Source organism: Chromobacterium sphagni (assembly GCF_001855555.1).
Lineage (GTDB): Bacteria > Pseudomonadota > Gammaproteobacteria > Burkholderiales > Chromobacteriaceae > Chromobacterium > Chromobacterium sphagni.
In genome coordinates this window covers 1,149,584-1,162,579 of the sequence record NZ_MKCT01000001.1, presented here as the reverse complement: position 1 = coordinate 1,162,579, position 12,996 = coordinate 1,149,584, and the positions used below count along the sequence as shown (strand labels likewise).

The window sequence follows — 12,996 nt, the reverse complement described above, 5'->3', positions numbered from 1 at the left end:
AAATGGGGGAAAGACGCTATTTTCGCAAGAGTACGATGCGAAAGAAACCTCCAAAGCCGGCTTCTTCGTCGTGAATCGGTTGCAGTTTGGTAACAGCGACGATATCCCCCAGCCGCCGGTTGACATCGCTGGCCAGCATCCGGGCCAGCAAATTGCCGGCGCGGCGCCACAAGGACGCGCGCGCGCCGTCGGCCAAGAACTTGTCGAACACCACCGCCCGGCCGCCGGGCTTCAGCACCCGCTCCACTTCGCGCAGGCAGGCCTGTGGATCGGGCACCACCGCCAGCACCAGGTGCAATACCACCGCGTCGAAGCTGGCGTCGGCGAAAGCCAGCCGCTGGGCGTCCATCTGCTCCGCGCGCACCTCCAACCCCAGCGCGGCGGCACGCGCGCGCAGCTGTTCCAGCATCGCTGGCGCGATGTCTATCGCGGTGAGATGGCGGCAGCGCACCAGGAAGTCCAGATCCAGCCCGGTGCCGGCGCCCACCAGCAGCAGCTGCTCGCCCGGCTGCGGATTGAGCAGGCCCAGCGAACGGCGGCGGCTGGCGGCGAAACCCTGCGCCAGCGTGTCGTACAGCGGCGCGTACAGATCGTAGCGCCAGCGGTTGAAGCGGGTGGACCATTCACGCCGCACAGCGGATTTCCTGTTCGAAGCGCGCCAGCCGCGCCCAGTCTATGCCCCATTCCGGCGCGGGCGCGGCGAAGTAGAAACCCTGCAGCTTGCCGCAACCCATCTCCTGCAGCATCGCCAGCTGGGAAGCCGTTTCGACCCCCTCGGCCACCACATCCAGATCCAGCGCGCGCGCCAGCGCCAGGATGGCGCGGACGATGGCGGCCGACTCCTCTTTGTGGTCCAGGTCGAACACGAAGGACTGGTCTATCTTCAGCACGTCGAAACGGTAGCGGTGCAGGTAGGACAGCGCGGAATAGCCGGTGCCGAAGTCGTCCAGCGCCAGCTTCACCCCCAGGCCGTGCAGAGCCTGCATCACGGTGGCGGCGGTTTCCGGCTGGTCTATCAGCGCGCTCTCGGTGATTTCCAGATGCAGCATGGCCGGCGGCAGCTGGTAGTGGGCGATGCGCTCGCCTATCCAGCGCACCAGGTCGGGATCGTGGAAATTGGCCGACGACAGGTTGATGTGCAGCGCGATCTCCTCGCCCACCTGGCCCTGGCTGCGCCAGGCCTGCAACTGGGCGCAAGCGGCATTGATCATGTAGCGGTCCAGCCGGGTGATCAGCCCGCTTTCCTCCGCCATCGGCAGGAAGATGCCGGGCGAGATCAGGCCGCGCTGCGGATGCAGCCAGCGCACCAGGGTCTCGAAGCCCACCAGCTTGCCGGTCTTGGCCTCGATGAAGGGCTGGTAGTAGGGAACCAGCTGGCCTTCCTCCTCCAGCGCGCGCCGCAGCTCGGACTCCAGCGCCAGCTGGTCGGCCTGGTCGATGCGCAGCTGGTGGCTGAACAGGGTGTAGCCCTGGCGGCCCTGCTGCTTGGTGCAGTACATCGCGTGGTCGGCGTCGCGCAGCAGATCGTCGGCCTTGTGGTAATGCTCGCGGTCGGCCAGCACCACTCCGACACTGGAGGTGGAAAACACTTCGCGCCCGGCCAGGATCACCGGCCGCTCGAACTCGCTGACGATGCGGCGGGCGATGACCTCGCACTCGTCCACCGAATCCATGCCGAACATCAGCACCGCGAACTCGTCGCCGCCCAGCCGCGCCAGGAAATCGTAATGGCGCAGGCAGGAGCGGATGCGGGCACCGGCCTCGAACAGCAGGTGGTCGCCGGCCAGATGGCCCAGGGTGTCGTTGACCAGCTTGAAGCGGTCCAGGTCGATGAATACCACCGCGAAGCGGTCGCCGCCATCGGTATACTCATCCCAGGCCCGGCGCAGCGCCTTGGCGAAATAGGTGCGGTTCGGCAACTTGGTCAGAGGATCGTGCAGACTGTCGAACTCCAGCTGGGCGTTGACCGCGTCCAGCTCGCCGGTGCGCTCGCGCACCCTCTGTTCCAGTTCGGCATAAGCCTGCTGCAGCCCCTCCAGCGCGCGCACCCGCGCCAGCGCGGCGCCAATATTGTTGGCGACGAACTCCAGCACCTCCTGATCGCGGAAGTTGTACGTCACGTCGCTCTCGTAGCTTTGCACCGCCAGCACGCCCAGCAGTTCGTGGCCGCAATACAGCGGCACCCCCAGCCAGCTTTTCGGGTTCACGCCCCCGTCGCCGCCCATCTGCCCCGGCAGCGCGCTACTGGGGTCCACCAGCAGCGGCCGCCCGCTGTGCAGCACCTGCTCGATGAAGCCCTTGCCGGGCTTGCGGGGCTGCAGCGGCGGCGAGTACTCGTCGGAACAATAGGGGAAGCTGATGCGATCGTTGACCGTATCGTACAAGGCCACCAGGCAATTGCGCGCCGCCACCATCTCGTTCAGCAGCCGGTGCAGGCCGCTGAGAAAGGCCTCCAGCGACAGGCTGGTATTCGACAGTTCGGCGATGCGGAACAACACGTCCTGGAATTTTTCCGCCCGCTTGCGGCTGGAAACCTCGGCCCGCAGCCGGGCGTTGGCGCCTTCCAGCTCGCTGGTGCGCAGCCACACCTGCCGCTCCAGCTGGCCGCGGTACAGCACCCGGTCCAGCGCAAAGCCGACATGGCGCGCGGCGAACATGAACAGCAGCTGCTCGGCCGAAGTAAACGGCGTCTGGTCCTCATACAACTGCAACACCACCGCGCCGATCAGCGCGCCGCCGACATTGACCATCGGCGCGCCCATCCAGAACGCCGGCAGCTGCGCCGGATGCGCCAACCCCTGCTGCCGGCACACTTCCAGAATGCGCTCGGCGCTCAGCACCATAGGCTTGCCGCCGCGGATCAACCAGGCGGCCAGGGAGGCGTTGGCGCCGTTGAGCGGAAACACGCTGTCGGCGTCCGGCGGCGCCGGATCGCGGGTGTCGAGATAGAAAGGAAACCGCAGGGTGGCGCTGTCCTCGTCGTACAACGCGATGTAGAAATTGCTGGCGTCCATCAGCCGCGACATCAGCCGGTGCAGCCGCGGCAGCATCCGTTCCGGCGTGGCGCTTTCTCCGGCCAGCAAGCTGATCTCCAGCATGGTTTCATTGGCGGCGCGGGCGGCCGCCTGTTCGGCGCGCAGCATCGCGCAGTGCAGGTGGCCGGCAAGCAGGGACGCGACGCCGGCTGTCCAGGCCGGGGCTTGGCCGCGCCAGACCAGCCAGCCCAGCGTCTTGTCGGCCGCGCGCAAGGCGAGCGCGCCGCCATCCGGTCCGGGCAGGCGGCCATTGCCGAGCGCGTCGGCCTCCGGCAGCGTATCCGCCGCGCCCAGGCAGGCGAGGCGTTGCCACGCCATGCCAATCCGTCCCCACACCGCGGCCGCAGTCAAACCGCCAGCCTGCCGCAGCAGCGCCAGGGCCTGCTCGGCAGCCTGTTCGGGAGTTTCCAGGTATTCAGCCGTGCTCTTCATGTCGTTATCGTAGTATGAGTTAGCTGGAAAGTCCGCATGCGACGCCCAAGCCCCTTCCCCAGGGCCGGCACCGCCGGCCTCCTCCCCGAAGACCGGATAAGCGCAAGCCCGGAGCCAAGGCTCCGGGCTTGCGTCGTCAGAGCGGCGACGACATGCCGCGGCGGTTCCCGCCTTAGCGGGAAGTCAGCTTTCGGCCAGCAACAGCATGCGGTCAAGCAAGGTGTCCAGCTGCTGCACATCATGCAGCGCCGACAAGGAAATCCGCAGCCTGGCGCCATTGTCGGGCACCGTCGGCGGGCGGATGGCGGGCACCCAATAACCCTGCTGCTGCAAGCCTTGGGCCAGTTTCATGGCATGCGCATCGCCGCCTATGATAAATGGTTGGATCGGTGTGCGGGAAGTCCCCGTCGAATAAGCCGTGCCGGCCAGGCGCCGGCGGCAGCACGCCACCAGCTGCGCCAGGCGTTCGCGCCGGTCGTCGGCCTCGGCGATCAGCCTCAGGCTGGTGCTCACCGCGGCTGCCAGGGCCGGCGGCTGGGCGGTGCTGAAAATATAGGTGCGGCCGCGATTGACCAGCCAATCGACCAGCAGGCTGCTGCCGGCGACGAAAGCGCCGGCCAGGCCTGCGGCCTTGCCCAGCGTGGCCATATAGATCAGCCGCTCGCTGGAGAGGTCGCGCTCAGCCTGAGAACCGCGTCCCTGCCCCAGCACACCGAAGCCGTGAGCGTCGTCGATGTACAACCAGGCATCGTAGCGCTCGGCCAGCGCCAGCAATTCCGGCAGCGGCGCTTCGTCACCATCCATGCTGTATACCGCGTCCACCGCGATCAGCCTGGTGCGGGCGCTGCTCCCCGCCAGCAACTGCTCCAGATGGTCGAGGTCGTTATGGCGGAAGCGCTGGAAATCGGCGCGCGACAATAGACAGCCGTCGTTGAGCGAAGCGTGGTTAAGCCTGTCGGCGAACACCGCGTCGCCGCGGCCGACCAAGCTGGTGATCACCGCCAGATTGGCGGCGTAACCGGAGCCGAACAGCAGCGCCGCCTCGCGGCCGACAAAGCGCGCCAGCGCCTCCTCGGCCTGCTGGTGGGCCTGGCTGTGGCCGGTGAGCAGATGCGCGGCGCCGCTGCCGACGCCCCAGCGCTCCACGCCCTGCTGCACCGCGCGCACCAGCGAGGGGTGATCGGCCAGGCCAAGGTAATCGTTGCTGGCGAAAGACAGGTATTCGTTGCCGTCGATGATGATCTCGACGCCTTGCGGCGACTCGAGGCTCACCCGCTGACGGCGGCGGTGGCTGGCGTCCAGCTCCAGCAAGGCTGCGGACAGGTCTTGTAGGCGCATATGGCTTGCACTCTTTTACGTTGTTGACCAAACCGCGGCAGCCAAGCCACCCCGGCACGACACACTATATATATGTTTGCATTTAAGCCGACAGCGGGAAATTGCGAAGATTTATTTATAGCGCCTGCAGATCCAGCTTGCGCATCAGCGCCTGATCGGCCAGGACGTCGGGATTGCCCGTTGTCAGCAGCTTGTCGCCATAAAAGATGGAATTGGCCCCTGCCAGGAAACACAGCGCCTGGGTGGCTTCGTCCATCTCGCGCCGGCCAGCCGACAGGCGCACATAACTACGGGGCATGGCGATGCGCGCCACCGCGATGGTGCGGACGAATTCGGTCCAGTCCAGCTTTTCCGCCCCCTCCAGCGGAGTGCCCACCACTTTCACCAGATTGTTGACCGGCACCGACTCGGGCTGCGGATCGAGATTGGCCAGCTGGGTGATCAGGCCGGCGCGGTCGCGCCGGGTTTCATTCATGCCGACGATGCCGCCGCAGCATACCGACAGCCCCGCCGAGCGCACCTTGCCCAGCGTGTCCAGCCGGTCCTCATACTCGCGGGTCTGGATGATGTCGGCGTACTTGTCCGGCGCGGTATCCAGATTGTGATTGTAGTAATCCAGCCCCGCCTGTTTCAGTTGCTCGGCCTGGCCATCGCGCAGCAAGCCGAAGGTGGCGCAGGTTTCCAATCCCAGCGCCTTCACCCGGCTCACCATGTCCAGCGTCTTGGCCAGATCGGCATCCTTGGGACCGCGCCAGGCGGCGCCCATGCAGAAGCGGCCGGCGCCGTTGGCCTTGGCCTGCCGCGCCGCCGCCACCACCTCGTCCACCGTCATCATCGGCTCATTGGCCACCGGTGTGTCATGATGCACCGACTGCGGACAATAGCCGCAATCCTCCGGACAGCCGCCGGTCTTGATCGAAACCAGCGTGGACAGCTGCACGCGGGTAGGGTCGAAAAACTGCCGATGGATTTCCGCCGCGCGGAACACCAGCTCCATGAAAGGCAGCCCCAGCAGCGCCTCTACCTCGTCGACGCTCCAATTAGCCTTTTCCGGATGCGGCGCAGCCGGGCGCTTGAACTCCATCGTTACTGAATGCATCGTATGCTCCAACATGTGTTTGTCATTTTGACGAAAAATCAGGCCGTTCGTCACCCTGCCCGCATGGGCAGAGCTGCAAAATCTTGGAGCGTGGATGCGATGCTGTCAAACCACATAATAGAATTAATTAACAACTGCTCATTTATTAGGCAAAAATGCGCGCTCTGCGGCCGCGCCGACAGCCAGGGCGCGCTCTGCCCCGGCTGCCGCGCAATGCTGCCGCCCCTGCCTGCGTCCCGCTGTCCGCGCTGCGCGGAACCGACGCCGGACAGCATGCTGTGTGGCCATTGCCAGCGCCATCCGCCGGCCTTCGACGCGCTACACGTTCCTTATCTGTTTGGCTACCCCCTGAATGGCCTGATCCATGCGTTCAAATACGGAAAACGCTTACAATTGGCCGGGGCGCTAGCGGACTTGCTCACCGATTTCTCCGGTTGTCAAGCCCACGAATACGACCTTGTCATCCCCGTTCCATTGGCAAATGAACGACTTGCGGAAAGAGGCTTCAATCAGAGTTCCGAGCTTGCCAAAGCGTTCGCTGTTACAATAAACAGCCGTTTTTCGGACGACCTGTGTTGGCGAAAATGCAACACATTGCCGCAAGCCTCGCTCGGTCGCGCCGCAAGACTGCAAAACGTGCGTCATGCATTCGGCGTAAAACGCCGCTGCGACGGGCTTTCCATTGCCATCATCGACGACGTCGCCACTAGCGGCGCCACCCTCTCAGCCCTAGCCAAAGTGCTCAAAAAACAGGGTGCGGAACGGGTCGATGCATGGGTGCTTGCCCGGGCGTTTTCCCCAAATACTTGACCAAGATTTTGATTCCTTGGAACAATCCAGCCTGCCAACGATGTTCACTGTTGTTCTATTTCAGCCGGAAATCCCGCCCAACACGGGCAATGTGATTCGTTTATGTGCCAACACCGGCTGTGAACTGCATCTGGTCAAACCCCTGGGCTTTCCGCTCCAGGATGCCAAGTTGCGGCGCGCAGGACTCGACTATCACGAGTATGCCCGCGTTGTGGTCCACGAAGACTGGCCTGCCTGTTTGCAGGCGCTTCAAGGACGACGGATTTTCGCCGCGACGACCAAGGGCGCTACGCGCCATGACCGGATTTCCTACCAACCCGGGGACGTTTTTCTGTTCGGTCCCGAATCCCGCGGCTTGCCGCAAGATGTGCTGGCTGCCCTGCCGGCGCAACAAAGGATTCGTTTGCCGATGCGTCCCGAGTCGAGAAGCCTCAACCTCTCCAACGCTGTCGCGGTGACAGTGTACGAGGCATGGCGCCAGCTCGATTTCACAGGGGGAGGGTAAGCGGTTCGCAAGGTTGGCCCAACAGCATAGGGAGGTTTATGCAACCTGTACTCCGATGGCTGTGGCTTGTATTCGTCAGTCTCGTGCTTGTGGCCTGTTCCACTGTGAAGACGGCCAGTGCCACAAACCAGTCGGCTTCGCCGACAAACAAGAAGACCGTCGCCAAGAACGGAGCTTATTTCCAGAACGACGGTCCGGCCGATCATATCCCGGTCAACCTGAACCTGGTGCCCGACGCCGTGCCGCAGGATGAGCCGCTGATCAAGTCGGCCAATCTGCCCTACTCGGCGCTGGGCATGAGCTTCCGTCCCGATGTGCGAGAAAAGCCTTACCACGCCACAGGCCGTGCCTCTTGGTACGGCAAGCAGTTCCATGGACGCAAGACGTCCTCGGGCGAACGTTACGACATGTTCGCCATGACCGCAGCGCATCCAACGCTGCCGATCCCGAGCTATGCCCGGGTGACCAACTTGACCAACGGCAAGTCGGTGGTGGTTCGCGTCAATGACCGCGGACCGTTCCACAAGAGCCGTCTGATGGACCTGTCGTACGCCGCGGCGTACAAGCTGGGCTTTATCCAGCAGGGCAGCGCCAAGATCGCGATAGACCGCGTCTGGCCCGCAGCCGACAACACCTTCTCCGCGTCCGCGCAACCGGCCACCCAGCCGGTCAGCCGCGAGTTGCGCGCAGGCGACAATCCGAAGTACCTGCAACTGGGCTCGTTCGCCACGCTGGCCAACGCCGAAGCGCTGTTGCAGAAGACACTGGGCGAGCTGGACGATCATTACGACTCCAAGCTCGGCATCGTCAATCAGCAGGGGGTGTACAAAGTACGCCTGGGACCGTTCCCGTCTGACGACGCCGTGCGCAGCGCGGCCGAGAACCTGCACGTGGAAACCGTGATCACCAGCCTGTAACGGCTGTCAGCTGAACCGTATGGCATAGGGCGAAAGGCGAAGGATGCATCCTTCGCCTTTTTTCATGCCCGCCGGGCAATAAAAAGCCCCGACCTTCTCGGGCCGGGGCAATGCCTGGACATAAACGACTCAGGCCCCGCTCAGGGAGCCAAGCGGGAGGTGTGAACACCTGCTGTTTAGGCGATGGGCCGCTGTTAAAGTTCCTCCGCCGGAGGCAGCAGCGGCGGCTCCTGCTGCGGCAGCGCGTCGAACCAGCCCTTGACCACCTGCTCCACCTCGTCCACTCCGGTCTTCTTCAGGCTGGAGAACATCTGCACGCTGACCGACGGATAATCGGCCAACTCGCGCTTGACCAGCGTCAACACCTTGCTCTGTTCTTGGCGCGACATCTTGTCGGCCTTGGACAACAGAATGTGCACCGGACGGCCGGCGACACGGAAAAATTCCAGCATTCTGCGATCCAGGTCTTTCAATGGGTGGCGAGCGTCCATAATCAACAGAAGGCCGATCAGGCTCTGGCGCGTCTGCAGGTAGCGGCCCAGCAGTTCCACCCAGTGGGCGCGCACCGCTTCCGGCACTTCGGCGTAGCCGTAGCCGGGCAAATCCACCAGAAAACACTCGTCTCCCAGCTCGAAGAAGTTGATATGCTGGGTTCGGCCCGGCGTCTTGGACACATAAGCCAAACGGGTGCGATTGGCCAGCGTGTTGATGGCGCTGGACTTGCCCGCGTTGGAGCGACCGACGAAAGCGACCTCGGCGCGGGTGGCCGGCAGGTCCTTCATGTGGTTGACGGTGGTATAAAATCTGGCGTTCTGAAAAATCGACATGGTAGTAAGGTTGAAATCAGTTGGTATAGAATAACAGGTTTGGAATTGCTATTTTTACAGATATTTTAGGGCAAGCCCCTAAAGGAGCGACCATGAGACGTAAAATGCTGTTGGCGATGGCAACCCTAACCCTGGCCGGCTCCGTGCTGGCAGCCGCTCCGGTGGCAAAGGGGGACCCGGCAAAAGGCAAGCAGATCGTGGATACCGTCTGCGCGGCCTGTCACGGCGCGGACGGCAACAGCGTCGCGGCGGCCAATCCCACTCTTGCCGGCCAGAGCCAGCAGTATCTGTATAGCCAGTTGAAGGCGTTCAAGAGCGGCGAACGCAAGAACCCCACCATGTTCGGCATGACCGCCGGCCTGTCCGATGGCGACATGCACAACCTGGCCGCCTACTTCAGCGAGCAGAAGCCGAAAGAGCGCGAAGCCTCCGACAAGCAGCAGCTGCCGCTGGGCGCCAAAATCTACCGCGTCGGCAACGCCGCCAGCCACGTGCCGGCCTGTATGGCTTGCCACGGTCCGGCCGGCAAGGGCCTGCCCGACCAGTTCCCGCGCCTGGGCAGCCAGCACGCCGGCTACGTCGCCAAGCAGTTGGCCGACTTCAAGGCCGGCGCCGACCGCAAGAACCCCATCATGGCCGACATCGCCAGCCGCATGACCGATGCCGAGATGAAGGCGGTGTCCGAATACATTTCCGGCCTGCGCTGAGCCGTGACGCCTGCGGTCGGCAAGCCGCAGGCCGCATGCCCGTCATGCGGCCCGGTATGCCGACGCAACTTTGCCGACCAGGCGCGTTCGAAAGGGAAGCTCCGGACCGGCTTCCCTTTTTGTGTTACCTACCATGACAAACCATCGCCGCAACACCACTCGCCACGCGCTGTACGAATTGTTCAGCTCAATGCGTTTCGCCATCGGCCTGCTGACCATCCTGGCGATCGCCTCGATCATCGGCACCGTGCTCAAGCAGAACGAGCCCTACCCAAACTATGCGTTTGAATTCGGCCAGTTCTGGTTCCAGGCTTTTGAACAGCTCGGGCTGTTCGACGTCTACCACTCGGCCTGGTTCCTGACCATCCTGGCCTTCCTGGTGCTGTCGCTCACCCTGTGCGTGCTGCGCAACGGGCCGGGCTTCGTCAAACAGATGCGCTCCTACCGCGACAAGGCCGGCGAGAGCTCGCTGGCGGCCATGTCGCACAGCCAGGCCCTCGCCGTCGCAAACGCCGCGCCGGAACCGCTCGCCGCCTACCTGCAGGCCCAGGGCTACCGTCTGCGCCTGCGCGACAATCCCGACGGCAGCCTGCTGATCGCCGCCAAGAAGGGCTCCGCCGGCAAACTGGGCTACTTCTTCGCCCACATCGCGCTGATCGTGATCTGCGTCGGCGGCCTGATGGACGGCAACCTGCCGCTGAAGCTGGGGCAGCTGATAGGCCGCGTGATGCCGGAGACCCGCGACATCCCGCAAAGCCAAGTGCCGGCGGCCAGCCGGCTGTCGGCCTCGAACCTGTCGTTCCGCGGCACCACCCGCATCGTGGAAAACAAGAGTGCCGACGTCACTTTCATCGATTCCGGCAACGGCTATCTGGTGCAGGAGTTGCCCTTCATCGTCACGCTGAAGAAATTCCACGTCGACTACTACAGCAGCGGCATGCCCAAGCTGTTCGCCAGCGATATCGTGGTGACCGACAAGGCCAGCGGCAAGCGCACCGAAGCCACGGTCAAGGTCAACCACCCGTTGATCGTCGACGGCATCGCCATCTATCAGTCGTCGTTCGGCGACGGCGGCTCGCCGCTGCGCTTCAAAGCCTGGAATCTGGCCGATACCGCGGTCGCGCCGGTGCCGCTGCAAGGGGTGTCGATGGCCAACCAGCCGTTGCGCGCCAACGGCAAGGACTATGCGCTGGAGTTCGGCGAACTCAGGGTGTTCAACATTGAGAACGTCGGCAAGCCCGGCGCGGCCGATCCCACGCTGCTGCAACGCATGCACGACGCGCGCGAGGTGAAGCAAACCAAGGAGCTGAAGAACTTCGGCCCGTCGATCAGCTTCAAGCTGCGCGACAGCCTGGGCCAGGCGGTGGAATACCTGCACTATATGGCCCCGATCCAGCAGGACGGCGCCAGTTATCTGATGGCCGGCCTGCGCCGGACCCCGGCCGAGCCCTTCCAGTACCTGCGCCTGCCGCTGGACGACGAGATGGGCATAGACCGCTTCATGCGGCTGCACGCCGCCTTGCGCAACCCGGCGCTGTATGACGAAGTGGCGCGTCGCGCCACCCGCAAGGCGATGGCGGGCGGCGTGATAGACCAGCAGTTGGCGCAGAACTTCGGCGACAGCGTCAAGGGCGTGCTGCAGCGCTTCGCCGACGGCGGCTTCGCCGGACTGGAGAAATTCCTCGATGAGCGGGTGCCGGCCGACAAGCGCCAGGCGGTGGCGCAGACCTATATCAAGATCCTGCAGGGCGCGGTGGTGGACGTGATGGCGGTGGCCGACGAAAAGGCCCATGCCAGCCCGCTGGCCGCCGACGCTCAGCATTACCGCTTCCTGCTGGACGGCCTGGTGGCCAGCAGCGGCCTGCACGACTACAACGCGCCGGTTTTCCTGCAGCTGGACGGCTTCGACCAGGTGCAGTCGTCCGGCCTGCAGATGACGCGCTCGCCGGGCAAGAACCTGGTTTATCTCGGTTCGATCTTGCTGGTGCTGGGCATCGTGCTAATGTTCTATGTGCGTGAATTCCGTCTGTGGATACGCATCAACGGCAAACAGCTGCGGGTGGCGATGACATCCAACCGGCACAACCGCGATCTCGACCGCGACTTCCAGCGTCATCTCGACGCCATCCAACAGCTGACACGGGGATCATGATGGAACTGGCTACGAATTCTTTTGCACGGACGCCGCTATGGAAGCGGCTGAGCCTCTGGGACTGGGGCTACGCGCTGTTGATCGCGCTGGCCGCCGGTCGCGCCTTCCAGCTCTACCACCAGGGCATGGACGTCTACGAACAGGGCATCCTGGCCGGCGCGGCGCTGGGCCTGGTCGCGCTGGGCTGGTTCTGGAAATCCTGGCGCTGGTTCTTCCCGCTGGCGGGCGCCTTGGCGCTGCTGGCCATCGCCGACTACCGCCACGACCTGGCGCGCGGCCAGACCGCGTTCTGGCTGAAGTTTGCGTTGTCCAGTCAATCGGCCATCATGTGGATGTGCACGCTGTTCTTCCTGGCCACCGCCGTCTACTGGCTGGCGGTGGCGCGGCGCTCCGAGCTGCTGCTGCGCATGGGCCGCGGCCTGACCTGGTCCGCCGCCGTCATGGGCTTCGCCGGCCTGTTCGTGCGCTGGTACGAGAGCTACCTGATCGCGCCGGACGTCGGCCATATCCCGGTGTCCAATCTCTACGAAGTGATGGTGCTGTTCTGTCTGATCACCGCGCTGATGTACCTGTACTACGAAGCGCAGTTCGCCGCCCGCCAGGCCGGCGCGCTGGTGCTGCCGGTGATCAGCGCCACCGTCTGCTTCATCCTGTGGTACAGCCTGGACCGCCAGGCGCATGAGATCCAGCCGCTGATCCCGGCGCTGCAGTCGTGGTGGATGAAGATACACGTGCCGGCCAACTTCGTCGGCTACGGCTCCTTCGCGCTGGCAGCGATGCTGGGCGTAGGCGAGCTGCTGGTACTGAAGGGCTGGCTGAAGGACCGCCTGCCCTCGGCCGAGGTACTGGACGAGATGATGTACAAGGCCATCTCAGTCGGCTTCCTGTTCTTCACCATCGCCACCATCCTGGGCGCGATGTGGGCGGCCGACGCCTGGGGCGGCTACTGGAGCTGGGACCCGAAGGAAACCTGGGCGCTGATCGTCTGGCTCAACTACGCCGCCTGGCTGCACATCCGGCTGGTGAAGGGCTGGCGCGGCGCGCCGCTGGCCTGGTGGTCGGTCGGCGGCCTCCTGGTCACCACCTTCGCCTTCCTCGGCGTCAACATGTTCCTGTCCGGGCTGCACTCGTACGGCGGGCTGTAATCTTTCCCTGCCATCATCAACGCCCCGCC

The 12,996-nt window shown here is 64.2% G+C and carries 11 protein-coding genes; 6 read left to right on the top strand and 5 right to left on the bottom strand.

Annotated elements, in window-relative coordinates:
- Window positions 1–16: 16 nt before the first annotated feature.
- The 4 genes from BI344_RS05535 to bioB form a co-directional block, all read right to left on the bottom strand.
- Entirely contained in the window at window positions 17–634 is a 618-nt protein-coding gene (locus tag BI344_RS05535; RefSeq protein WP_071111907.1) for a class I SAM-dependent methyltransferase, read from the bottom strand.
- The gene (locus tag BI344_RS05530) at window positions 624–3,467 is read right to left on the bottom strand and encodes a bifunctional diguanylate cyclase/phosphodiesterase (RefSeq protein WP_071111906.1); all 2,844 of its coding nucleotides are present in this window, start codon (window positions 3,465–3,467) and stop codon (window positions 624–626) included. Before BI344_RS05530 ends, BI344_RS05535 begins: the two co-directional genes overlap by 11 nt.
- Before the next feature lie 183 nt (window positions 3,468–3,650).
- A complete protein-coding gene (gene bioF, locus BI344_RS05525) occupies window positions 3,651–4,805 on the bottom strand; it encodes an 8-amino-7-oxononanoate synthase (RefSeq protein WP_071111905.1) in 1,155 nt (384 codons plus the stop codon).
- A gap of 115 nt (window positions 4,806–4,920) precedes the next feature.
- Window positions 4,921–5,904, bottom strand: coding sequence for a biotin synthase BioB (gene bioB / locus BI344_RS05520; protein WP_083338767.1), 984 nt, complete (start codon window positions 5,902–5,904; stop codon window positions 4,921–4,923).
- Between the two features lie 3 nt (window positions 5,905–5,907).
- On the opposite strand from bioB, the gene BI344_RS05515 reads away from it, so the two are divergent.
- The 3 genes from BI344_RS05515 to BI344_RS05505 all read left to right on the top strand — a co-directional run bounded on the left by BI344_RS05515 (window position 5,908) and on the right by BI344_RS05505 (window position 8,136).
- Window positions 5,908–6,714 carry a ComF family protein gene (locus BI344_RS05515; RefSeq protein ID WP_241499254.1) on the top strand — a complete coding sequence of 269 codons (807 nt, stop codon included), beginning with the start codon at window positions 5,908–5,910 and terminating at the stop codon, window positions 6,712–6,714.
- A 40-nt stretch (window positions 6,715–6,754) separates the two neighbouring features.
- Complete coding sequence (gene trmL, locus BI344_RS05510; RefSeq protein WP_071111903.1) at window positions 6,755–7,219, top strand: tRNA (uridine(34)/cytosine(34)/5-carboxymethylaminomethyluridine(34)-2'-O)-methyltransferase TrmL; 465 nt, start codon at window positions 6,755–6,757, stop codon at window positions 7,217–7,219.
- 104 nt (window positions 7,220–7,323) lie between these two features.
- A complete protein-coding gene (locus BI344_RS05505; protein WP_239690845.1) occupies window positions 7,324–8,136 on the top strand; it encodes a septal ring lytic transglycosylase RlpA family protein in 813 nt (270 codons plus the stop codon).
- Between the two features lie 194 nt (window positions 8,137–8,330).
- On the opposite strand, the gene yihA is transcribed toward BI344_RS05505, so the two are convergent.
- The gene (gene yihA, locus BI344_RS05500; protein ID WP_071111901.1) at window positions 8,331–8,963 is read right to left on the bottom strand and encodes a ribosome biogenesis GTP-binding protein YihA/YsxC; all 633 of its coding nucleotides are present in this window, start codon (window positions 8,961–8,963) and stop codon (window positions 8,331–8,333) included.
- A 92-nt stretch (window positions 8,964–9,055) separates the two neighbouring features.
- Between yihA and BI344_RS05495 the strand changes: the two genes are divergently transcribed.
- From BI344_RS05495 to ccsB, 3 genes are all read left to right on the top strand, one after another.
- Entirely contained in the window at window positions 9,056–9,670 is a 615-nt protein-coding gene (locus BI344_RS05495; RefSeq protein ID WP_071111900.1) for a c-type cytochrome, read from the top strand.
- A gap of 133 nt (window positions 9,671–9,803) precedes the next feature.
- On the top strand, window positions 9,804–11,822 hold the full coding sequence (locus BI344_RS05490; protein WP_071111899.1) for a cytochrome c biogenesis protein ResB: 2,019 nt from the start codon (window positions 9,804–9,806) through the stop codon (window positions 11,820–11,822).
- Window positions 11,822–12,967: a c-type cytochrome biogenesis protein CcsB gene (gene ccsB, locus BI344_RS05485; RefSeq protein ID WP_071111898.1), complete on the top strand. Its 1,146-nt coding sequence runs from the start codon at window positions 11,822–11,824 to the stop codon at window positions 12,965–12,967. Before BI344_RS05490 ends, ccsB begins: the two co-directional genes overlap by 1 nt.
- Window positions 12,968–12,996: the final 29 nt, after the last annotated feature.

What these genes read in the sequence shown, in the direction of transcription:
- BI344_RS05530 (WP_071111906.1), bottom strand. Translation starts at nt 3,467, where the DNA reads ATGAAGAGCACGGCTGAATACCTGGAAACTCCCGAACAGGCTGCCGAG.
- bioF (WP_071111905.1), bottom strand. Translation starts at nt 4,805, where the DNA reads ATGCGCCTACAAGACCTGTCCGCAGCCTTGCTGGAGCTGGACGCCAGC.
- bioB (WP_083338767.1), bottom strand. Translation starts at nt 5,904, where the DNA reads ATGCATTCAGTAACGATGGAGTTCAAGCGCCCGGCTGCGCCGCATCCG.
- BI344_RS05515 (WP_241499254.1), top strand. Translation starts at nt 5,908, where the DNA reads ATGCTCCAACATGTGTTTGTCATTTTGACGAAAAATCAGGCCGTTCGT.
- trmL (WP_071111903.1), top strand. Translation starts at nt 6,755, where the DNA reads ATGTTCACTGTTGTTCTATTTCAGCCGGAAATCCCGCCCAACACGGGC.
- yihA (WP_071111901.1), bottom strand. Translation starts at nt 8,963, where the DNA reads ATGTCGATTTTTCAGAACGCCAGATTTTATACCACCGTCAACCACATG.
- BI344_RS05495 (WP_071111900.1), top strand. Translation starts at nt 9,056, where the DNA reads ATGAGACGTAAAATGCTGTTGGCGATGGCAACCCTAACCCTGGCCGGC.
- BI344_RS05490 (WP_071111899.1), top strand. Translation starts at nt 9,804, where the DNA reads ATGACAAACCATCGCCGCAACACCACTCGCCACGCGCTGTACGAATTG.
- ccsB (WP_071111898.1), top strand. Translation starts at nt 11,822, where the DNA reads ATGGAACTGGCTACGAATTCTTTTGCACGGACGCCGCTATGGAAGCGG.